This is a genomic window from Escherichia sp. R1 (assembly GCF_003000935.1).
GTDB lineage: Bacteria > Pseudomonadota > Gammaproteobacteria > Enterobacterales > Enterobacteriaceae > Escherichia > Escherichia coli.
Genome location: NZ_PSRU01000002.1, coordinates 182,139 through 203,173, shown reverse-complemented (window position 1 = coordinate 203,173; position 21,035 = coordinate 182,139). Strand labels below are relative to the sequence as shown.

At 50.0% G+C, this 21,035-nt stretch carries 18 protein-coding genes; 11 read left to right on the top strand and 7 right to left on the bottom strand.

What is annotated here, in order from left to right; translation table 11 throughout:
- Window positions 1–22 precede the first annotated feature (22 nt).
- Window positions 23–721 (top strand): transcriptional regulator YeiL, encoded by a 699-nt coding sequence (locus C4F37_RS03720; RefSeq protein WP_000658608.1) that lies wholly within the window; start codon window positions 23–25, stop codon window positions 719–721.
- Window positions 722–787: 66 nt separating this feature from the next.
- On the opposite strand, the gene C4F37_RS03715 is transcribed toward C4F37_RS03720, so the two are convergent.
- From C4F37_RS03715 to fruB, 6 genes are all read right to left on the bottom strand, one after another.
- A complete protein-coding gene (locus C4F37_RS03715; RefSeq protein WP_000353883.1) occupies window positions 788–2,038 on the bottom strand; it encodes a NupC/NupG family nucleoside CNT transporter in 1,251 nt (416 codons plus the stop codon).
- Between the two features lie 93 nt (window positions 2,039–2,131).
- Window positions 2,132–3,070, bottom strand: coding sequence for a pseudouridine-5'-phosphate glycosidase (gene psuG, locus C4F37_RS03710; protein WP_001293144.1), 939 nt, complete (start codon window positions 3,068–3,070; stop codon window positions 2,132–2,134).
- Window positions 3,058–3,999: a pseudouridine kinase gene (locus C4F37_RS03705; RefSeq protein WP_001207098.1), complete on the bottom strand. Its 942-nt coding sequence runs from the start codon at window positions 3,997–3,999 to the stop codon at window positions 3,058–3,060. Before C4F37_RS03705 ends, psuG begins: the two co-directional genes overlap by 13 nt.
- A 455-nt stretch (window positions 4,000–4,454) precedes the next feature.
- Window positions 4,455–6,146: a PTS fructose transporter subunit IIBC gene (gene fruA / locus C4F37_RS03700; protein WP_001538991.1), complete on the bottom strand. Its 1,692-nt coding sequence runs from the start codon at window positions 6,144–6,146 to the stop codon at window positions 4,455–4,457.
- A gap of 16 nt (window positions 6,147–6,162) precedes the next feature.
- Entirely contained in the window at window positions 6,163–7,101 is a 939-nt protein-coding gene (fruK, locus tag C4F37_RS03695; protein ID WP_000091263.1) for a 1-phosphofructokinase, read from the bottom strand.
- Window positions 7,101–8,231, bottom strand: a complete 1,131-nt coding sequence (gene fruB, locus C4F37_RS03690; protein WP_001538993.1) for a fused PTS fructose transporter subunit IIA/HPr protein — start codon at window positions 8,229–8,231, stop codon at window positions 7,101–7,103. Before fruB ends, fruK begins: the two co-directional genes overlap by 1 nt.
- 367 nt (window positions 8,232–8,598) lie before the next feature.
- Between fruB and setB the strand changes: the two genes are divergently transcribed.
- Window positions 8,599–9,780: a sugar efflux transporter SetB gene (gene setB, locus C4F37_RS03685; RefSeq protein ID WP_001538995.1), complete on the top strand. Its 1,182-nt coding sequence runs from the start codon at window positions 8,599–8,601 to the stop codon at window positions 9,778–9,780.
- Here setB and C4F37_RS03680 read toward each other — a convergent pair.
- A complete protein-coding gene (locus C4F37_RS03680; RefSeq protein WP_000389030.1) occupies window positions 9,777–10,031 on the bottom strand; it encodes a YkgJ family cysteine cluster protein in 255 nt (84 codons plus the stop codon). The genes setB and C4F37_RS03680 overlap by 4 nt on opposite strands.
- A 154-nt stretch (window positions 10,032–10,185) precedes the next feature.
- On the opposite strand from C4F37_RS03680, the gene yeiP reads away from it, so the two are divergent.
- The 9 genes from yeiP to C4F37_RS03635 all read left to right on the top strand — a co-directional run bounded on the left by yeiP (window position 10,186) and on the right by C4F37_RS03635 (window position 21,034).
- Window positions 10,186–10,758 carry an elongation factor P-like protein YeiP gene (gene yeiP / locus C4F37_RS03675; protein ID WP_001136827.1) on the top strand — a complete coding sequence of 191 codons (573 nt, stop codon included), beginning with the start codon at window positions 10,186–10,188 and terminating at the stop codon, window positions 10,756–10,758.
- A 222-nt stretch (window positions 10,759–10,980) separates the two neighbouring features.
- Complete coding sequence (locus C4F37_RS03670) at window positions 10,981–12,447, top strand: mannitol dehydrogenase family protein (protein WP_001538996.1); 1,467 nt, start codon at window positions 10,981–10,983, stop codon at window positions 12,445–12,447.
- Between the two features lie 117 nt (window positions 12,448–12,564).
- Window positions 12,565–13,551, top strand: coding sequence for a zinc-binding GTPase YeiR (gene yeiR, locus C4F37_RS03665; protein WP_000198798.1), 987 nt, complete (start codon window positions 12,565–12,567; stop codon window positions 13,549–13,551).
- 38 nt (window positions 13,552–13,589) lie between these two features.
- Complete coding sequence (gene lpxT, locus C4F37_RS03660) at window positions 13,590–14,303, top strand: Kdo(2)-lipid A phosphotransferase (RefSeq protein ID WP_001296239.1); 714 nt, start codon at window positions 13,590–13,592, stop codon at window positions 14,301–14,303.
- A 411-nt stretch (window positions 14,304–14,714) separates the two neighbouring features.
- The gene (gene mepS, locus C4F37_RS03655) at window positions 14,715–15,281 is read left to right on the top strand and encodes a bifunctional murein DD-endopeptidase/murein LD-carboxypeptidase (protein WP_000241011.1); all 567 of its coding nucleotides are present in this window, start codon (window positions 14,715–14,717) and stop codon (window positions 15,279–15,281) included.
- Window positions 15,282–15,461: 180 nt separating this feature from the next.
- A complete protein-coding gene (locus tag C4F37_RS03650; RefSeq protein WP_000470587.1) occupies window positions 15,462–17,018 on the top strand; it encodes a cyclic di-GMP phosphodiesterase in 1,557 nt (518 codons plus the stop codon).
- A gap of 81 nt (window positions 17,019–17,099) precedes the next feature.
- Entirely contained in the window at window positions 17,100–18,914 is a 1,815-nt protein-coding gene (locus C4F37_RS03645) for an extracellular solute-binding protein (RefSeq protein WP_001538998.1), read from the top strand.
- On the top strand, window positions 18,915–20,009 hold the full coding sequence (locus tag C4F37_RS03640) for a microcin C ABC transporter permease YejB (protein ID WP_000501604.1): 1,095 nt from the start codon (window positions 18,915–18,917) through the stop codon (window positions 20,007–20,009).
- Window positions 20,009–21,034, top strand: coding sequence for an ABC transporter permease (locus C4F37_RS03635; RefSeq protein ID WP_001538999.1), 1,026 nt, complete (start codon window positions 20,009–20,011; stop codon window positions 21,032–21,034). Before C4F37_RS03640 ends, C4F37_RS03635 begins: the two co-directional genes overlap by 1 nt.
- Window position 21,035 lies beyond the last annotated feature (1 nt).

The following is a 21,035-nucleotide window of genomic DNA, read 5'->3' as shown; positions in this document are numbered from 1 at the left end:
AATCTCATAGCGGATAAACATCGTGAAAGAAATCCACAATAATGATCTTAAGCAGCAATTGATGAGTGAATCTGCGTTTAAGGATTGCTTTTCAACGGATGTTTCAGCCGATACGCGGCTGTTTCATTTTTTAGCGCGTGACTACATTGTGCAGGAAGGGCAACAGCCGTCCTGGCTGTTTTACCTGACGCGAGGCCGCGCCAGGCTTTATGTCACGCTTGCTAATGGTCGCGTGTCGCTGATCGATTTCTTTGCCGCGCCCTGTTTTATTGGCGAGATTGAGTTAATCGACAAAGACCATGAACCACGTGCAGTGCAGGCTATTGAAGAGTGTTGGTGCCTTGCGCTCCCTATGAAGCATTACCGCCCGTTGTTATTAAACGACACGCTATTTTTACGAAAACTCTGCGTCACCTTAAGTCATAAAAATTATCGTAATATTGTTTCTTTAACTCAGAATCAATCATTTCCGTTAGTGAATCGCCTGGCAGCTTTTATATTACTCTCGCAGGAAGGTGATCTTTATCACGAAAAGCATACGCAAGCGGCAGAGTATTTAGGCGTTTCTTATCGACATCTTTTATATGTTCTTGCGCAATTCATTAATGACGGTTTATTAATTAAAAGCAAGAAAGGGTATCTCATTAAAAACAGAAAGCAGTTGTCAGGACTGGCGCTGGAGATGGACCCGGAGAATAAATTCTCCGGGATGATGCAGTAAAAATTATTGGCAATAGTGCGATTGCCGGATGCAACGCTTAATAAGGCGTACATCCGGCAATGAAACTCAAGCTAAACCAATAAAGAACCCGGCAATGGTCGCGCTCATCAGGTTGGAAAGCGTCGCCGCCGCCAGCGCCCGTAAACCAAGCTGGGCGATTTCCGGCGCGCGTTTTGGCGAAATAGCCGAAAACGCTCCAACGACAACACCGATAGAACCAAAGTTTGCAAACCCACAGAGGGCGAACGAGATAATGGCAATGGTCTTGACATCCAGCGTGCCGCTCGTTTGCAGATAGGGCGAGAAATTGAGATAAGCAACAAACTCATTAATCGCCAGTTTCTGCCCAATCAAACTTCCGGCAAGATTTGCATCACTCCAGTCCACCCCCATAATCCATGCCAACGGGGCCAGCACATAGCCGAAAATGCTTTCCAGAGAGACATTGGCAAAACCAAACCAGCCGCCAACTCCACCAATAATGCCGTTGATCAGCGCAATGATCGCCACAAATGCCATTACCACCGTCGCCACACCGGCGGCGATTTTCAGCCCGGTCATTGCACCGTTCGCCGCAGCTTCAATAATGCTTTTTGGCGGTGTTTCGCTAAACGACAGATTTTCAAACGTAACTTGCGAAGGTTCCGTCGCCGGACTAAGAATACGTGCAAACAGGATACCGCCAGGAATAGCCATCAGCGAAGCGGCTAACAAATAGTCAATCGGCACGCCCATTCCGGCATAGCCAATCATCATCGAACCCGCAATAGACGCCATGCCGCTACAAATAGCCGTAAATAGCTCGTTGCGATTCATGCGATCAATAAAAGGTTTAACGATCGCCGGGATCTCATTTTGCCCGAGGAAAATAGTGGTGACTGCGACAAAAGATTCGATTTTGCTGATGTTGAGGGCTTTCTGAAAAATACTGCCAAGAATACGAATCAGCAGCCCCATTACGCCAATGTAGTACAGCAAGCTGATAAGCGCGGTAACGAAAATAATCGCCGGGAGTACGCGAAAGGCGAAGATAAAGCCCGCACCGTCAAACAGAACATCCATTTTGGGACCGACCAGCGAACCAAAAATAAAGGCACTTCCTGCGTCACTGTAGGACATCACTTTATGGACGCCTAATGCCGCCTGCTCTACTGCCCATTTTCCCGGGGGAAAATAGAGCATGATGCCACCAATGGCAATTTGCAGCAGCAGCGCAGCCCCAACCGTGCGCAAGCTGATGCTCTTTTTATTTACCGACAACAGAAATGCTATTGCCAGTAACACCACCATCCCCACAACACTTCTCATTATATCCATAATGATTTTCCCTTCATGCCAGTAAACCCGGCGTCAGCGCCAGGTTTTGGTATGTTTGATGAGTACGGGCGACGGCTTTCTGCCCACCAGAAATTAACCCACGAGACGCTGATATTCTTTGGCAATTTCGCTCGCCAGAATGGCGTTATTAAAGACCAGTTGAATATTGGATTTCAGGCTATCACCGCCGGTTAGCTCCGCAACACGCGCCAGCAGGAACGGTGTACTCTCTTTCCCAATAACACCCTGTTCTTCGGCTTCAGCAACGGCTTGATCAATTGCTGCATTGATGGTTTCTTCTGGCATCGCAAACTGTTCCGGGATCGGGTTCGCTACCACCAGGCCGCCGTTCAAACCGGTTTGCCACTTCACTGCCATCGCGCGAGCAATTTCGCGGGCACTGTCAAGACGAATGCTGACTTCAAATGGGCTGGTTCGGCAGAAAAACGCAGGCAGCGCTTTTGTCTGATAACCAATTAACGGTACACCGAAGGTTTCTAAATATTCTGTTGTTAATCCTAAATCGAGAATAGATTTTGCCCCCGCACAAACAACAGTGACATTGGTATTTGCCAGTTCCTGTAAATCGGCAGAAATATCGAAGGTATGTTCCGCTCCGCGATGCACACCACCAATACCTCCGGTTGCAAAAACTTTAATCCCAGCCAGTGCTGCAATAATCATGGTTGATGCAACGGTAGTCGCGCCATTTTTCCCTGCAGCAACGACAAAAGGTAAATCACGACGACTAACTTTCGTCACGTTATGTCCTTCACGGCCCAGCAATTCAATTTCTTCTTTACTTAAGCCCACTTTCATCACGCCGCCAATAATGGCGATAGTGGCTGGTACTGCGCCCTGTTTACGAATTGTTTCTTCTACTTCAATTGCGGTTTGGGCATTTTGTGGGAATGGCATTCCGTGAGAAATTATGGTCGATTCCAGCGCAATAACCGGTTTTTTATTTTTTAAAGCATCCTGTACTTCAGCGGATATTTGTAATAATTCAGGGGACAGAGTTAATTCAGACATTCTGTGTTCTCCACTAACGATGTAACATTGGCAATTGATAATTCAGGGTTGTTGGTATATTCACAGGCAAGTGCCATTGACGAACATCCCTGCGCAAATCGAACAGAATCGATAAACGGCATACCGTCTACCCAACAGGAGGCCAGCCCCGCCATCATGGCGTCGCCTGCCCCAGTAACATTGATGACATTCGTTTTAATAGGGGCCGACCACCCACTTTCACCGTTGATATCACTGTAGTAAACGCCATCCCCTCCCATGCTCAGCACCAGGCGGTTCAGGCCGTGTTGATGAAACCAGGCGGCGACCTTTGCGACATCTTCACGTCCGGAAAGTGCAATTCCGCTCAACGTTTCGGCTTCAAGACGGTTAGGTTTTAACGTATGGATTTTGCTCAGATGATCGCGGATTTTGACGCATTTCCATGCCGATACCGGATCAATAAATACAGGCGTTTCCCCGCTATTTTCCAGAACCCAGACCAGCGCCTCTTCACTAAGGTTGCAATCCGCGACAATAACCTTTGCACCGCGAATAAACTCCTGATGCTGGGCAAGAAATTCTGCAGAAATACAGTCACTAATACTCATATCATTTATCGCGACAAGCATTTCTCCTGTATTATCGAGCAGTGATAAATAGCTGGATGTATTCTCACCCGGAACAATTAAGCATTTATCGACATAAACACCGGATTGATTAGTTTGCGCCAGTAATGATTGCCCATAAAAATCACCACCTACTGCACTTAAAAGCCAGGCATTTTTCCCCAGTAACGCCAGATTATGAGCGATATTCCTTCCCACGCCACCTGGGGTAAATTTAATTTTTCCGGGATTCGAATCCGCATAATTCAATGGATGATGTGAATACCCAGCCACATCAATATTCGCCGAGCCAATAATTACTATGTAGTCCTTTTCGCGCATAGCACGCCCCCTGGCAATAAATTGCCAACGAAGAAATTGGGTAAAATAGTCATTACAGTCAATAAGACTATTAGAGCACGTGTTCAGATTTAAACACATGTTCATAATAAGCATGTTTAACGTAATGTAAATCGATCAGAAAAAACGAAATCGGCCAGATATGAAGGCGGTCACAAAGTTTGTCTATTTATGCAGCAACAAAAGAGAAAGTTGTGATGTGTAACACACAATATGGCAGGCAAGAAAAAGGGCAGAGATGTTTCTGCCCTCAGATTGTTGACAACGCGCGCTTTGTTCATGCTGGATGTGGCGTAAACGCCTTATCCGACCTACAAAAGCGCAAAAATTCAATATATTGCAGGGTTCATGTAGGTCTGATAAGCATAGCGCATCAGGCAATTTTGCGTTTGTCATCATCGGGGCAGAGATGTCTCAGCCCCGATGATGAAGAGAAATTATGCGTTTTTTTCTACTATTTGTGTTTCCGGGCGTTTGAGGAAGGCATAGGCCAAACCCGCCACCAGCGTACCGGCAATAATTGCTACCAGGTAACCCAATACCGGCGTAATAGCGCCAGGGATCAGCAGAACAAACAGACCACCGTGTGGTGCCATCAGTTTCGCACCAATCGCCATTGAAATTGCGCCAGTCAGCGCCCCACCAACGATACAGCACGGTAGCACACGCATCGGATCACGAGCAGCAAACGGAATTGCACCTTCCGAAATAAAGCACAGACCAAGTACCAGAGCGGCTTTGCCACCTTCCTGCTGCGCTTTGTCGAATTTGCGACGCGCCACCATTGTTGCCAGACCCATTGCCAGCGGTGGCACCATACCTGCCGCCATAATCGCCGCCATCGGGCCATAGGTTTGAGTACTCAGCAGACCCACACCGAATGCGTACGCTGCTTTGTTTACCGGACCGCCCATGTCAGTACACATCATGCCACCGAGGATCGCCCCCAGCAGAACCGCATTCGCAGTCCCCATGGTCTGCAGCCAGTGAGTCAACCCATCGAGAATGCCAGCAACCGGTTTACCGATTAGGTAGATCATCGCCAGACCGACCACCAGACTGGAAATTAGCGGAATGATCAGGATCGGTTTCAGTGCCTCCATACTCTGTGGCAGTTTCAGTTGCGTGCTGATTAACTTCGCAATGTAACCCGCCAGGAAGCCCGCAATAATACCACCAATGAAGCCAGAACCGGTGCTAACCGCCAGCATACCGCCAATCAGGCCCGGCGTGAGACCCGGACGATCGGCAATGGAGAAGGCAATATAACCTGCCAGTACCGGCACCATCAGCGCAAAGGCTGAACCACCACCAATCTGCATCAGCGCCGCTGCCAACGTACCCGGCTCTTTAAACGCTTCGATACCAAAAGCAAAAGAAAGCGCGATACACAGACCACCTGCAACAACCATCGGCAGCATGTAAGAGACGCCCGTCAGCAAGTGACGGTAAGCGCCTGCACCCTCTTTCTTACCTTCAGTGGTCGCTGTTTGAGCTTTGCCCGCTGGTTCATACGGCGTTGCTTCAGCAACCGCTTTATCCAGTTCCTGCGCAGTTTTCTTCAGCGCCAGACCGGTAGAGGTGCGATACATCGGTTTACCAGCAAATTTCGCCAGATCCACTTCGATATCTGCCGCCACAATCACCAGATCCGCTGCTGCGACTTCTTCAGGGGTGATTGCATTGCCCGCGCCAACAGAACCACGGGTTTCAACTTTCACCCACCAGCCACGTTTTTTCGCTTCGGTTTCAATGGCTTCAGCCGCCATAAAGGTGTGTGCTACGCCAGTCGGGCAAGCAGTCACCGCAACTACGCGTTTCGGACCGCTGGCAGCAACCGGTGCTGTCGCAGCGACCGGCGCAGTGTAAGGTTTCGCATGGCCTTTGGCTTCACTCAGGAACAGCTCAGGGTGCGCAACTGCCCGGGAAATATCACCCAGCCAGACATTTTTACCGTTCAGCGCGCTGTCATTCGGGATGGAATCACCGAGAACAATCGCCATTTCTGCGTCGTTCGGATTGTCGATGATTTCCAGTTTTGCTTTTCGCGCCGCCGCGCCCAGCAGGGTCTTCGCCATATAGGCGCGTGCCTGACCGAGATTAGCGTCAATAATCAGCAGCGTTTTCATTATGCCTCTCCTGCTGTCAGTTAAAAGGTTGTAAGTCGACGCGCGCCATCATTGCGGCCAACTGCGGACGATCGGTAATACCCACATTGCTTTGACTTACCGCCAGGGCTGCAACAGCTGTCGCCAGACGCAGTGTGTGTTCACTGGATTCACGCATCAGCAAGCCATAAATCAGGCCACCAACCATAGAATCCCCTGCGCCAACGGTGCTTACGACATCGACTGACGGTGGTTTGGCGATCCATTCGCCGGAGGCATTAACCCAAAGCGCGCCTTCGGCACCCAGTGAAATAACAACATGCGCAATACCTTGTTCACGCAGCGCATGCGCAGCTTCAATCACATCTTTCATTTCAGGCAGTTTACGGCCTGCCCAGATTTCCAGCTCGCGGCGGTTAGGTTTCACCAGCCACGGTGCCGCTTTCAAACCTGCTACTAACGCTTCACGGCTACTATCAAAGATAATGCAAGGACACTGACTACGCAGGCGAGTCATCCAGTCGGTGAACGCTTCCGGGCTGACGCCTGACGGTAAGCTTCCGCTGACACAGACCATATCGAACTGACCGAGCCAGCTCAGAGAATCAGTCACAAAGCGTTCCCAGTCGGCGGGGGTGACTTCAAAACCCGAGAAGTTGAAGTCGGTCACTTCGCCGTCTTTTTCCGTCAGCTTAACGTTAATTCGGGTGCGCCCCTGTACAACCTGGAAACGGTTGGCAATGCCCAGCTCGCTGAACAGTTGCTGAAAACCATCCTGATTGTCTTTACCGAGGAAGCCGCCAACGGTGACATCAATTCCCAGGTCTTTTAATACTTTGGCCACGTTGATGCCTTTACCCGCCGCATGCAGACCGGTGGTTTTCACCAGGTTCACTTCGCCGCGTTCAATTTCCGGGCAGAAACCAACAAGGTCATAAGCCGGATTAAGGGTGATAGTAGCAACACGTCTGCTCATTATGCGCCCTCCCCAAGACCAGCAGCGATAGCGTCGCCAATGGCTTTCAGCGCCTGTTCAGCATCTGCCCCCTGGGCGGTAAAGCGTAGGCGATGACCTTTCTTAACGCCAAGTGCCACAACTTTCATCAGACTACGTCCGTTTGCCGGTTTGCCGGTGCCATCAAGGTTTGTCACGGTAATATCACTGTTAAATTGTTTAATGGTATTGACCAGCATGGTACCTGGACGAGCATGCAGGCCGTGTTCATTGCGCACCACAAACTCCGCGCTTAACACGTCGTCGGTCAGCGCATCATCGCTGGTCAGCAGCGCCAGCAACGTTGCCGCATCCGCTTTCAGCAAGCGGTCAGCTTTATTGTCGAGTAACAAATCAGCGAGACGCTTAAGAACCGCAATGGGCTGATCGTCATTCATCGCCACACTCACCAGCATGGCTGCCGTTTCGCCGTCCACATCAAAAGCATTTGCCGCACGGCTTACCGCAATCGCGCTACGCAGATTGCCTTCGGCGCTATCGCTCAGCCAGATACCCTGTCCGAGGTTCAGCGGTTGTTCATTGATGGCTTTGGTGACGAAAGTGGCGTCAACTGCCCCCGCCTCTTTCAGACGCGCAGCGTTCAGCGCCTGAAGAGTCAGCAGATCGCTGGCGACGATATCCAGCGTCAGCATTTCGTTGTCGAGCTTCAGCTGCTCACTCTGCTTTTCGCCCATCAGCAATGCGCGAAGTTCTTCTGCTGTTGTTGCTGACTTCAGTTGTTCAGCAACGGAATCATCGCTCAGTACGTGGGTCAGCTGGCGTAGCAGGCCCAGATGTTCATCCGAGCTGGCAGCAATACCGATCGCCACGTACGCTACCTGGCCGTCACCCCAGGTGACGCCTTCCGGGAACTGAAATACCTGAACGCCGGTTTTCAGCACCTGATCGCGGGTGTCGGTAGTGCCGTGTGGAATAGCAATACCATTGCCGAGGAACGTTGAGGTTTGCTGTTCGCGCGCCAGCATGCCATTGACGTAGCCTTCAGCTACATTACCGGCCTGCACCAGCGCCGCAGCGACCTGGCGAATCGCCTCTTCTTTGTCTCCGGCCTTTTCGCCCGGATGGATGTCCTGTATGGATAACTGGAACATAGTTCTCCTCTCTTGCTGAATTGAAACGATTCAGCTTCTATGAGAAAAAAAGCGCCAACCTGGCTTAGGGTTAAAGACAAGATCGCGCTGAAACGTTTCAAGAAAGCATAATACTTTTGTTTCAGCACGCAAGGAAAGCCGTAAAGTTATGAGCAAAAGTTTGATGTGCTGCACAATTTTTTGTCATTTTTCCTAATTGCTGATGGGAAAATCCGTTATCAGCAATTTCATTTCAGCAGCGTCAGCAGCCAATCAGCAACAGTGAAATGGCATTTTGATTATTCGTGGCGCTTTTGATTTCGCTGTCTGTTTATTTTCTGACAAGCAGCGTAAACTCCGCGTCTTCCTCTTCCAGTGATCGACCAGCATGCATAACTCCCCCGCAGTCACCAGCGCGAAATCGTTTGACCTGACCTCGACGGCGTTTTTAATCGTTGCCTTTCTCACCGGTATTGCGGGCGCTCTGCAAACCCCGACACTCAGTATTTTTCTTACTGATGAAGTACATGCCCGTCCGGCGATGGTGGGATTCTTCTTTACCGGCAGCGCAGTCATTGGGATTCTGGTGAGTCAGTTTCTCGCCGGGCGCTCTGATAAGCGCGGCGATCGCAAATCGCTGATTGTCTTTTGCTGCCTGTTAGGCGTGCTGACCTGCACCCTTTTTGCCTGGAATCGCAACTACTTTGTTTTGCTATTCGTTGGCGTCTTTCTTAGCAGCTTTGGCTCAACCGCTAACCCGCAAATGTTTGCCCTTGCCCGTGAACATGCTGACAAAACCGGACGTGAGGCGGTGATGTTCAGCTCTTTTTTACGCGCTCAGGTTTCACTGGCATGGGTCATTGGCCCACCGCTGGCTTATGCCTTAGCGATGGGTTTCAGCTTTACGGTAATGTATCTGAGCGCAGCGGTAGCGTTTATTGTTTGCGGCGTGATGGTGTGGCTGTTTTTGCCGTCGATGCAAAAAGAGCTTCCGCTGGCGACCGGCACGGTTGAAGCGCCGCGCCGTAACCGTCGCGATACGTTGCTGCTGTTTGTCATTTGTACATTGATGTGGGGCTCGAACAGCCTGTACATCATCAACATGCCGCTATTTATTATCAACGAACTGCATCTTCCCGAGAAACTGGCCGGTGTGATGATGGGGACCGCCGCCGAGCTGGAAATCCCGACCATGTTGATCGCCGGATATTTTGCCAAACGTCTGGGTAAGCGCTTCTTAATGCGCGTTGCTGCCGTGGGTGGCGTCTGTTTTTACGCAGGAATGCTGATGGCGCATTCACCTGTCATTCTGTTGGGCTTGCAGCTGCTAAATGCTATTTTTATTGGCATTCTGGGCGGCATCGGGATGCTCTATTTTCAGGATTTGATGCCCGGTCAGGCAGGTTCAGCCACCACGCTCTATACCAACACGTCGCGCGTGGGCTGGATCATCGCAGGATCAGTGGCGGGCATCGTCGCCGAGATCTGGAATTATCACGCTGTGTTCTGGTTTGCGATGGTGATGATTATCGCCACTCTGTTTTGCTTACTGCGAATTAAAGATGTTTAAGGCGCGGTCAACATTTCCAGATCGATAAGCCAGGTCATTGCCTGCTGACGCGAGTTACCGCACATTTCAGCGCTGGCTTGTAAGCCTGCACAGACTTTCGGTCGCAGTGGCGAGGTGAAAATTTTACAGCGTTGCTGTTCATCAAGCTGAATGCAGGGCGTATTGGCGGGCTTGCCATCTGGCATACCGGGAATAGGGCTGGAAATTGAAGGGGCAGTGCAACACGCCCCGCAACCCGGACGGCATTCCATACGTTGTTCTCTTAAGGTTAACCACCGGATTGATGAGCGCGCACAGTACCACCTTTTTTGCACCAGCAAAAGTGCGAATACCACTTGCCCGAAAGGCCCGTCGCGAGTACTTTGTCGCGATATTTTTGACATTTTTGACTACAGGAATTTTTCGATGCCAAGAGCGAACGAAATTAAAAAAGGTATGGTACTGAATTACAACGGCAAACTGCTGCTGGTTAAGGACATTGATATTCAGTCGCCCACTGCCCGCGGTGCCGCTACGCTGTACAAAATGCGTTTTTCTGATGTCCGTACCGGGCTGAAAGTAGAAGAGCGTTTCAAAGGTGATGATATCGTTGACACCGTGACGCTGACCCGCCGTTACGTTGACTTCTCCTATGTCGATGGCAACGAATATGTCTTTATGGATAAAGAAGACTATACCCCGTATACCTTCACCAAAGATCAGATTGAAGAAGAGTTGCTGTTTATGCCTGAGGGCGGCATGCCGGACATGCAGGTGCTGACCTGGGACGGTCAATTGCTGGCGCTTGAGCTGCCGCAGACCGTTGATCTGGAAATCGTTGAAACTGCACCAGGCATCAAAGGGGCATCTGCCAGCGCCCGTAACAAACCGGCGACATTGAGCACTGGTCTGGTGATTCAGGTACCAGAATACTTAAGCCCGGGCGAAAAAATTCGTATCCATATCGAAGAACGCCGTTATATGGGTCGTGCTGACTAACTTCAGCCGCTTGCAGAAAAGGGATAGCTCAGGCTGTCCCTTTTTTAATTTATTATACCAATCTTCTATTTTGCGCTTCCTGAACACCTTACGCCCGCAATTTTCACTCGTTGATTGATCGCCCTCACACTTCATCGCATTAACAATCCAGACCAATTTCAATTGTTGTCATATAACTTTACACTGTCATTGTTAATTAATCGTTACTAAGACGTGACTCCTATGAATACAATCGCCTCCATTACGCTCCCGCATCATGTACACGCTCCACGCTACGATCGACAGCAGTTGCAATCACGTATCGTTCATTTTGGCTTTGGAGCCTTTCACCGCGCACATCAGGCGTTACTGACCGATCGTGTGCTGAATGCCCAGGGCGGCGACTGGGGGATCTGTGAGATCAGCTTGTTCAGCGGCGATCAACTGATGAGCCAGCTCCGCGCACAGAACCATTTATATACCGTGCTGGAGAAAGGGGCGGACGGCAATCAGGCGATAATTGTCGGTGCCGTTCACGAATGCCTGAATGCAAAACTGGATTCCTTAGCGGCAATTATTGAGAAGTTTTGCGAGCCACAGGTGGCAATTGTTTCCCTGACGATTACCGAAAAAGGCTATTGTATTGACCCGGCCACCGGTGCACTCGACACCAGCAATCCGCGGATTATTCACGATCTACAAACCCCTGAAGAACCTCACTCCGCGCCAGGTATTCTCGTCGAAGCACTGAAACGCCGCCGTGAGCGCGGCCTTACACCGTTTACCGTGCTCTCCTGCGACAATATTCCCGACAATGGCCATGTGGTGAAAAACGCGGTGCTGGGGATGGCGGAAAAACGTTCACCAGAACTCGCCGGGTGGATAAAAGAACACGTCAGTTTTCCGGGAACCATGGTCGACCGCATTGTTCCGGCTGCAACCAACGAATCACTGGCGGAAATAAGCCAGCATCTGGGGGTGAATGATCCCTGCGCGATTAGCTGCGAACCGTTTATCCAGTGGGTGGTTGAAGATAACTTCGTCGCTGGGCGTCCTGCCTGGGAAGTCGCAGGTGTACAAATGGTGAATGATGTCCTGCCATGGGAAGAGATGAAACTGCGTATGCTTAATGGCAGCCACTCTTTTCTCGCTTATCTGGGTTACCTCTCAGGATTCGCCCATATCAGTGATTGCATGCAGGATCGCGCATTTCGCCATGCCGCCAGAACATTAATGCTGGATGAGCAAGCGCCGACACTGCGGATTAAAGATGTCGATTTAACACAATATGCGGATAAGTTAATTGCACGTTTTGCTAATCCGGCACTGAAACATAAGACCTGGCAAATCGCGATGGATGGCAGCCAAAAATTACCGCAACGCATGCTGGCAGGTATTCGCATACATCTGGGGCGCGAAACGGACTGGTCGTTGCTGGCATTAGGCGTTGCAGGCTGGATGCGTTACGTCAGCGGCGTTGATGATGCCGGAAATGCCATTGATGTTCGCGATCCGCTTAGCGATAAAATTCGTGAACTTGTTGCGGGCAGCAGCAGTGAACAACGCGTAACCGCCCTGCTTTCCCTGCGTGAAATTTTCGGTGATGATCTGCCAGATAACCCGCATTTTGTGCAGGCCATCGAACAAGCCTGGCAACAAATCGCACAATTCGGCGCGCATCAGGCGCTATTAAACACCCTCAAAATTTAACGATTTCTGCGGTTAAAGCGGATGAAGCTCGCCTTCGTCCGCTCTCCCCTTCTCTTTTCTGCCTTTTTTAGCCAGGATTAACGCTCAGTTAACTTACCAGAGTATTGCGGAGCCGTTGTGACCAGAACCAACCTCATCACCGGTTTTCTCGGCAGCGGGAAAACTACGTCGATTCTTCATCTGTTAGCCCATAAAGATCCCAACGAAAAATGGGCGGTACTGGTTAATGAATTTGGGGAAGTCGGAATTGATGGTGCTTTGCTCGCCGATAGCGGCGCACTGCTGAAAGAGATCCCCGGCGGTTGCATGTGCTGCGTTAATGGTTTACCCATGCAGGTAGGGTTGAATACCTTACTGCGTCAGGGAAAACCAGACCGCTTGTTGATAGAGCCGACCGGGCTGGGCCATCCGAAACAGATCCTCGATCTCTTAACCGCACCCGTCTATGAACCGTGGATAGATCTGCGCGCCACGTTGTGCATTCTCGATCCACGCCTGTTGCTGGACGAAAAAAGCGCCAGCAATGAAAACTTCCGTGACCAACTGGCTGCCGCAGACATTATTGTCGCCAATAAATCCGACCGTGCGACGCCCGAAAGTGAGCAAGCGCTAGAGCGCTGGTGGCAGCAAAATGGTGGCGATCGGCAATTAATTCACAGCGAGCATGGAAAAATTGACGGTCATCTTCTGGATTTGCCGCGTCGCAATTTAGCCGAGTTGCCCGCCAGCGCCGCGCATTCTCATCAGCATAGCGTGAAAAAAGGGTTAGCAGCGTTAAGCCTGCCAGAGCATCAACGCTGGCGTCGCAGTCTGAACAGCGGACAAGGGCATCAGGCCTGTGGCTGGATATTCGACGCTGATACGGTATTCGACACCATTGGTATTCTGGAATGGGCGCGACTTGCACCGGTGGAACGCGTCAAAGGCGTGCTACGTATTCCCGAAGGGCTGGTGCGAATCAACCGTCAGGGCGATGACCTGCACATTGAAACGCAAAACGTTGCGCCACCGGACAGTCGTATTGAGCTGATTTCCAGCAGCGAAGCTGACTGGAATGCCTTGCAGAGCGCGCTGTTGAAGCTTCGTTTAGCGACTACCGCGTAAGGTTGCCTGCGTTTTTCAGTAAGATAATTAGAGAAAATATGATTAAAAATTTGCCGCAAATAGTGTTGTTGAATATTGTCGGCCTCGCGCTGTTTCTTTCCTGGTATATTCCCATTAATCATGGATTCTGGTTGCCGATTGATGCGGATATTTTTTATTTCTTTAATCAGAAACTGGTCGAAAGTAAGGCCTTTTTATGGCTGGTTGCATTGACCAACAATCGCGCTTTCGACGGTTGTTCACTGCTGGCGATGGGAATGTTGATGCTGAGTTTCTGGCTGAAAGAAAACGCCCCAGGCAGACGACGTATCGTGATTATTGGTCTGGTCATGCTATTAACTGCAGTGGTATTAAACCAGCTGGGTCAGGCACTAATTCCTGTAAAACGGGCCAGCCCAACGTTGACTTTTACCAATATTAACCGCGTCAGCGAACTGCTCTCTGTTCCCACGAAAGATGCCTCACGAGATAGCTTTCCCGGCGATCACGGTATGATGCTGCTTATTTTTTCGGCATTCATGTGGCGTTATTTCGGCAAAGTTGCAGGCCTTATCGCCCTTATTATTTTTGTGGTTTTTGCGTTTCCCAGAGTAATGATTGGCGCACACTGGTTTACTGACATCATCGTCGGTTCCATGACCGTGATATTGATCGGTTTGCCCTGGGTGTTGCTGACGCCATTAAGTGATCGATTAATCACCTTTTTTGACAAATCACTTCCTGGAAAAAACAAACATTTCCAAAACAAATAACTCACAGTAATTAACATCATCAGGTTTATTTTTATAGTGAGGATAATCCTGATGATGCGCCTCCTGCTTTCATCCATCGAGCGCAAAAATCATTCTCTAAGTAAATGAATGGATTGCATGCGTTTCACTCAATCGTACTTTAATTGACCAATCCCGCTGATTAACTTTCTGTATCACTTTTTCTTATAAAAAATCATGTAAAACCGCTCGCCAAGACCGCACCAATCGGGTAATCTCGAACTCGTTTTGCCTCGGCGGTAGATTATCCTCACAGCATATAATTTTGTGCGTTAGTCCACAGATTTGGCCTTAAGGAATTGTTTCAACATGCCCAGGTAATTAGTCTCGTGTCGCTTGGCATTTTTTTATAACGATATTTGTCGTTAAGGACTTCAAGGGAAAACAAACAACATGGTCAAATCTCAACCGATTTTGAGATATATCTTGCGCGGGATCCCCGCGATTGCAGTAGCGGTTCTGCTTTCTGCATGTAGTGCAAATAACACCGCAAAGAATATGCATCCTGAGACACGTGCAGTGGGTAGTGAAACATCATCACTGCAAGCTTCTCAGGATGAATTTGAAAACCTGGTTCGTAATGTCGACGTAAAATCGCGAATTATGGATCAGTATGCTGACTGGAAAGGCGTACGCTATCGTCTGGGCGGCAGCACTAAAAAAGGTATCGATTGTTCTGGTTTCGTACAGCGTACATTCCGTGAGCAATTTGGCTTAGAACTTCCGCGTTCGACTTATGAACAGCAGGAAATGGGTAAATCTGTTTCCCGCAGTAATTTGCGTACGGGTGATTTAGTTCTGTTCCGTGCCGGTTCAACGGGACGCCATGTCGGTATTTATATCGGCAACAACCAGTTTGTCCATGCTTCCACCAGCAGTGGTGTTATTATTTCCAGCATGAATGAACCATACTGGAAGAAGCGTTACAACGAAGCACGCCGGGTTCTCAGCCGCAGCTAATAAACCGTTTGGATGCAATCCCTTGGCTATCCTGACGAGTTAACTGAAAGCACTGCTTAGGCAGTGCTTTTTTGTTTTCATTCATCAGAGAAAATGATGTTTCCGCGTCTTGATCCAGGCTATAGTCCGGTCATTGTTATCTTTTAAATGTTGTCGTAATTTCAGGAAATTAACGGAATCATGTTTATACGCGCTCCCAATTCTGGACGTAAGCTCCTGCTTACCTGCATTGTTGCAGGCGTGATGATTGCGATACTGGTGAGCTGCCTTCAGTTTTTAGTGGCCTGGCATAAGCACGAAGTCAAATACGACACACTGATTACCGACGTACAAAAGTATCTCGATACCTATTTTGCCGACCTTAAATCCACTACTGACCGGCTCCAGCCGCTGACCTTAGATACCTGCCAGCAGGCTAACCCCGAACTGACCGCCCGCGCGGCGTTTAGCATGAATGTTCGTACGTTTGTGCTGGTAAAAGATAAAAAAACATTCTGTTCATCTGCAACTGGTGAGATGGACATTCCACTCAATGAATTGATTCCGGCGCTCGACATTAATAAAAACGTCGATATGGCAATCTTACCCGGCACGCCGATGGTGCCGAACAAACCCGCAATCGTCATCTGGTATCGCAACCCTTTGCTGAAAAATAGCGGCGTGTTTGCCGCTCTGAATCTCAACCTGACGCCTTCACTCTTTTATAGTTCACGGCAGGAAGATTACGATGGCCTAGCCCTCATTATTGGTAATACTGCGCTATCTACCTTTTCTTCACGTTTGATGAACGTTAATGAATTAACCGACATGCCGGTCCGTGAAACTAAAATTGCGGGCATTCCTCTGACTGTTCGGCTTTATGCAGATGACTGGACATGGAACGATGTGTGGTACGCATTTTTACTGGGTGGCATGAGTGGAACTTTCGTTGGACTTCTCTGCTATTACCTGATGAGTGTGCGTATGCGCCCAGGCAGAGAAATCATGACCGCCATCAAGCGCGAACAATTTTACGTGGTGTATCAACCGGTGGTTGATACACAAGCTTTGCGGGTAACGGGCCTGGAAGTACTGCTACGCTGGCGGCATCCAGTAGCAGGTGAAATCCCCCCGGATGCCTTCATTAACTTTGCCGAAGCGCAAAAGATGATTGTGCCACTGACTCAGCACCTGTTTGAGTTGATTGCCCGCGATGCCGCAGAATTAGAAAAAGTACTGCCGGTAGGCGTCAAATTTGGCATTAACATTGCGCCGGCCCACTTGCACAGCGAAAGCTTTAAAGCGGATATCCAGAAACTGCTCACTTCCCTGCCCGCACACCATTTCCAGATTGTGCTGGAAATTACCGAGCGCGATATGCTGAAAGAGCGAGAAGCCACACAACTCTTCGCCTGGCTGCATTCGGTCGGCGTAGAAATTGCTATTGATGACTTCGGCACCGGGCACAGCGCGCTTATCTATCTTGAGCGTTTTACGCTCGATTATCTGAAAATTGATCGTGGATTTATCAACGCCATCGGTACGGAAACGATCACTTCACCCGTACTTGACGCGGTGCTGACGCTGGCGAAACGTCTCAATATGCTGACAGTTGCTGAAGGGGTCGAAACGCCAGAACAGGCACGATGGCTAAGCGAACGCGGCGTTAATTTCATGCAAGGCTACTGGATTAGTCGCCCGTTACCGCTGGACGATTTTGTTCGCTGGCTGAAGAAACCGTATACGCCGCAGTGGTAAGGTGTGCTTACGTCCCTTATTATTCATAGTGAAAGCATGCCGGATTGCGGCTAATGATGAGTAAAAGGAAATCCGTTGCAGATGATTGTGCGCATACTGCTGCTGTTTATCGCTCTGTTCACCTTTGGTGCGCAGGCGCAGGCTATCAAGGAAAGCTATGCCTTTGCCGTACTGGGCGAACCCCGGTACGCATTTAATTTCAACCATTTTGATTATGTGAACCCCGCCGCGCCAAAAGGTGGGCAAATAACGTTGTCCGCCCTCGGCACCTTCGATAATTTCAACCGCTATGCACTACGCGGCAACCCGGGCGCACGCACCGAGCAGCTGTACGACACGCTATTTACGACTTCCGATGACGAACCAGGCAGTTATTACCCGCTGATTGCTGAAAGCGCACGCTATGCTGACGATTATTCCTGGGTGGAGGTCGCTATTAATCCGCGCGCCCGTTTTCATGATGGTTCGCCCATTACTGCCCGCGATGTAGAGTTTACTTTTCAAAAATTTATGACCGAAGGCGTGCCGCAATTTCGTCTGGTCTACAAAGGCACCACCGTCAAAGCCATTGCGCCGTTAACCGTGCGCATTGAGTTAGCTAAACCCGGCAAAGAAGATATGCTGAGTCTGTTTTCGCTGCCGGTATTTCCAGAAAAGTACTGGAAAGATCACAAACTTAGCGACCCGCTCGCCACGCCTCCGCTTGCCAGTGGTCCGTACCGCATTACGTCCTGGAAAATGGGGCAAAATATTGTCTATTCCCGCGTGAAAGATTACTGGGCAGCAAACTTACCGGTAAACCGTGGACGCTGGAATTTCGACACCATTCGCTACGATTATTACCTCGATGATAATGTCGCCTTTGAAGCGTTTAAAGCAGGTGCCTTTGATTTGCGTATGGAAAACGACGCCAAAAACTGGGCCACGCGCTATACCGGTAAAAATTTCGATAAAAAATACATCATCAAAGATGAGCAAAAGAACGAATCAGCCCAGGATACGCGCTGGCTGGCGTTTAATATCCAACGTCCGGTATTCAGCGATCGCCGGGTGCGGGAAGCGATCACTCTCGCCTTTGACTTTGAATGGATGAACAAAGCGTTGTTTTACAATGCCTGGAGTCGCACGAACAGTTATTTTCAGAATACCGAATATGCGGCCAGAAATTACCCCGACGCCGCGGAACTGGTGCTTCTGGCACCAATGAAAAAAGATCTACCGCCAGAAGTCTTCACGCAAATCTACCAGCCGCCGGTATCCAAAGGCGATGGCTACGATCGTGACAACCTGTTAAAAGCCGACAAACTTCTCAACGAAGCAGGCTGGGTGCTGAAGGGTCAGCAACGCGTTAATGTCACAACGGGTCAGCCACTCAGCTTTGAATTATTGCTTCCCGCAAGCAGCAATAGTCAGTGGGTATTGCCGTTCCAGCACAGCCTGCAACGGCTGGGTATCAACATGGACATTCGTAAGGTGGATAACTCGCAAATCACCAACCGCATGCGCAGTCGCGACTATGACATGATGCCGCGCGTATGGCGGGCGATGCCGTGGCCCAGTTCCGATTTACAGATTTCCTGGTCATCGGAATATATCAATTCCACTTATAATGCCCCCGGCGTGCAAAGCCCGGTTATCGACTCGCTGATCAACCAAATTATTGCCGCGCAGGGAAATAAAGAAAAATTACTGCCGTTGGGGCGAGCACTGGATCGCGTATTAACGTGGAATTATTACATGCTGCCAATGTGGTACATGGCGGAAGACCGTCTCGCCTGGTGGGATAAATTCTCCCAACCCGCTGTACGCCCTGTTTACAGCCTGGGTATCGATACCTGGTGGTATGACGTTAATAAAGCGACGAAACTGCCGTCAGCCAGACAACAGGGAGAGTAGATGGGCGCTTATCTGATTCGCCGTCTGTTGCTGGTGATCCCAACGTTATGGGCGATTATCACTATCAACTTTTTCATCGTGCAAATTGCGCCTGGCGGTCCGGTCGACCAGGCCATCGCCGCCATTGAGTTTGGTAATGCCGGAGTATTACCCGGCGCAGGCGGTGAAGGTGTTCGCGCCAGCCATGCGCAAACGGGCGTCGGCAATATCAGCGACAGTAATTACCGTGGCGGACGCGGATTAGATCCAGAAGTGATCGCCGAGATCACTCATCGCTACGGTTTCGATAAGCCGATCCACGAACGTTACTTCAAAATGCTCTGGGACTACATCCGTTTTGATTTTGGCGACAGCCTTTTTCGCAGCGCCTCGGTGCTGACGCTGATTAAAGACAGTCTGCCGGTCTCCATCACCCTCGGATTGTGGAGCACGCTGATTATCTATCTGGTGTCGATTCCGTTAGGCATTCGCAAAGCTGTTTATAATGGGAGCCGTTTTGACGTCTGGAGTAGTGCATTTATCATCATCGGCTACGCCATTCCGGCCTTTTTGTTTGCCATCCTGCTGATTGTCTTCTTCGCGGGCGGCAGCTATTTCGACCTGTTCCCTCTGCGCGGCCTGGTTTCCGCTAACTTTGATTCGCTGCCGTGGTATCAGAAAATCACCGATTATCTGTGGCATATCACGCTGCCGGTGCTGGCGACAGTGATTGGCGGCTTTGCGGCTCTGACCATGCTGACAAAAAACTCATTCCTTGATGAAGTGCGTAAGCAATACGTGGTGACGGCACGTGCGAAAGGGGTAAGTGAAAAAAATATTCTCTGGAAACATGTGTTCCGCAACGCCATGCTGCTGGTGATTGCCGGTTTTCCGGCGACGTTTATCAGCATGTTTTTTACCGGCTCGCTGCTGATTGAGGTGATGTTTTCACTCAATGGCCTCGGCTTACTGGGCTACGAAGCGACCGTCTCGCGCGATTATCCTGTAATGTTTGGTACCTTGTATATTTTCACCCTGATTGGCCTGCTGCTGAATATTGTCAGTGATATCAGCTATACGCTGGTCGATCCGCGTATAGATTTTGAGGGACGTTAATGTCGCGACTCAGCCCCGTCAATCAGGCCCGTTGGGCGCGTTTTCGCCATAACCGTCGCGGCTACTGGTCGTTATGGATTTTCCTCGTCTTGTTTGGTTTGAGTTTGTGTTCTGAACTTATCGCCAACGATAAACCGTTGCTGGTGCGTTATGACGGCAGTTGGTATTTCCCGTTGTTGAAAAACTACAGCGAAAGCGATTTTGGCGGCCCGCTGGCAAGTCAGGCTGATTATCAGGACCCGTGGCTGAAACAACGGCTGGAAAATAACGGCTGGGTACTGTGGGCTCCGATTCGCTTTGGTGCTACCAGTATCAACTTTGCTACCGATAAGCCCTTCCCTTCTCCACCCTCCCGGCAAAACTGGCTGGGAACGGATGCCAATGGCGGCGATGTACTGGCACGCATTCTCTATGGCACGCGGATCTCAGTTCTGTTTGGCCTGATGCTGACCCTCTGCTCCAGCGTGATGGGCGTGCTGGCGGGGGCGCTACAAGGCTATTACGGTGGTAAAGTCGATCTCTGGGGGCAACGTTTTATTGAAGTATGGTCGGGGATGCCGACGCTGTTTTTGATTATTTTACTTTCCAGCGTCGTACAGCCTAACTTCTGGTGGCTGCTGGCAATTACTGTCTTGTTTAGCTGGATGAGTCTGGTCGGCGTGGTGCGGGCGGAGTTTTTACGTACCCGTAATTTCGACTACATCCGCGCGGCGCAGGCGCTTGGCGTCAGCGATCGCAGTATCATCCTGCGTCATATGTTGCCAAATGCCATGGTCGCTACCCTCACTTTTTTACCGTTTATTTTATGTAGTTCGATAACCACCCTGACCTCACTCGATTTCCTCGGCTTCGGTCTGCCGCTCGGTTCACCGTCACTCGGTGAACTGCTGTTACAAGGGAAAAATAACCTTCAGGCCCCGTGGCTTGGGATCACCGCCTTCTTATCGGTGGCGATATTGTTGTCTTTGCTGATCTTTATTGGTGAAGCCGTCCGCGACGCATTTGATCCTAATAAGGCGGTGTAGC

Bases quoted from the DNA above. Each gene is read 5' to 3' on its own strand.
- C4F37_RS03715 (WP_000353883.1), bottom strand. From the start codon at position 2,038: ATGGATATAATGAGAAGTGTTGTGGGGATGGTGGTGTTACTGGCAATA.
- psuG (WP_001293144.1), bottom strand. From the start codon at position 3,070: ATGTCTGAATTAACTCTGTCCCCTGAATTATTACAAATATCCGCTGAA.
- C4F37_RS03705 (WP_001207098.1), bottom strand. From the start codon at position 3,999: ATGCGCGAAAAGGACTACATAGTAATTATTGGCTCGGCGAATATTGAT.
- fruA (WP_001538991.1), bottom strand. From the start codon at position 6,146: ATGAAAACGCTGCTGATTATTGACGCTAATCTCGGTCAGGCACGCGCC.
- fruK (WP_000091263.1), bottom strand. From the start codon at position 7,101: ATGAGCAGACGTGTTGCTACTATCACCCTTAATCCGGCTTATGACCTT.
- fruB (WP_001538993.1), bottom strand. From the start codon at position 8,231: ATGTTCCAGTTATCCATACAGGACATCCATCCGGGCGAAAAGGCCGGA.
- setB (WP_001538995.1), top strand. From the start codon at position 8,599: ATGCATAACTCCCCCGCAGTCACCAGCGCGAAATCGTTTGACCTGACC.
- C4F37_RS03680 (WP_000389030.1), bottom strand. From the start codon at position 10,031: ATGGAATGCCGTCCGGGTTGCGGGGCGTGTTGCACTGCCCCTTCAATT.
- yeiP (WP_001136827.1), top strand. From the start codon at position 10,186: ATGCCAAGAGCGAACGAAATTAAAAAAGGTATGGTACTGAATTACAAC.
- C4F37_RS03670 (WP_001538996.1), top strand. From the start codon at position 10,981: ATGAATACAATCGCCTCCATTACGCTCCCGCATCATGTACACGCTCCA.
- lpxT (WP_001296239.1), top strand. From the start codon at position 13,590: ATGATTAAAAATTTGCCGCAAATAGTGTTGTTGAATATTGTCGGCCTC.
- mepS (WP_000241011.1), top strand. From the start codon at position 14,715: ATGGTCAAATCTCAACCGATTTTGAGATATATCTTGCGCGGGATCCCC.
- C4F37_RS03650 (WP_000470587.1), top strand. From the start codon at position 15,462: ATGTTTATACGCGCTCCCAATTCTGGACGTAAGCTCCTGCTTACCTGC.
- C4F37_RS03645 (WP_001538998.1), top strand. From the start codon at position 17,100: ATGATTGTGCGCATACTGCTGCTGTTTATCGCTCTGTTCACCTTTGGT.
- C4F37_RS03640 (WP_000501604.1), top strand. From the start codon at position 18,915: ATGGGCGCTTATCTGATTCGCCGTCTGTTGCTGGTGATCCCAACGTTA.
- C4F37_RS03635 (WP_001538999.1), top strand. From the start codon at position 20,009: ATGTCGCGACTCAGCCCCGTCAATCAGGCCCGTTGGGCGCGTTTTCGC.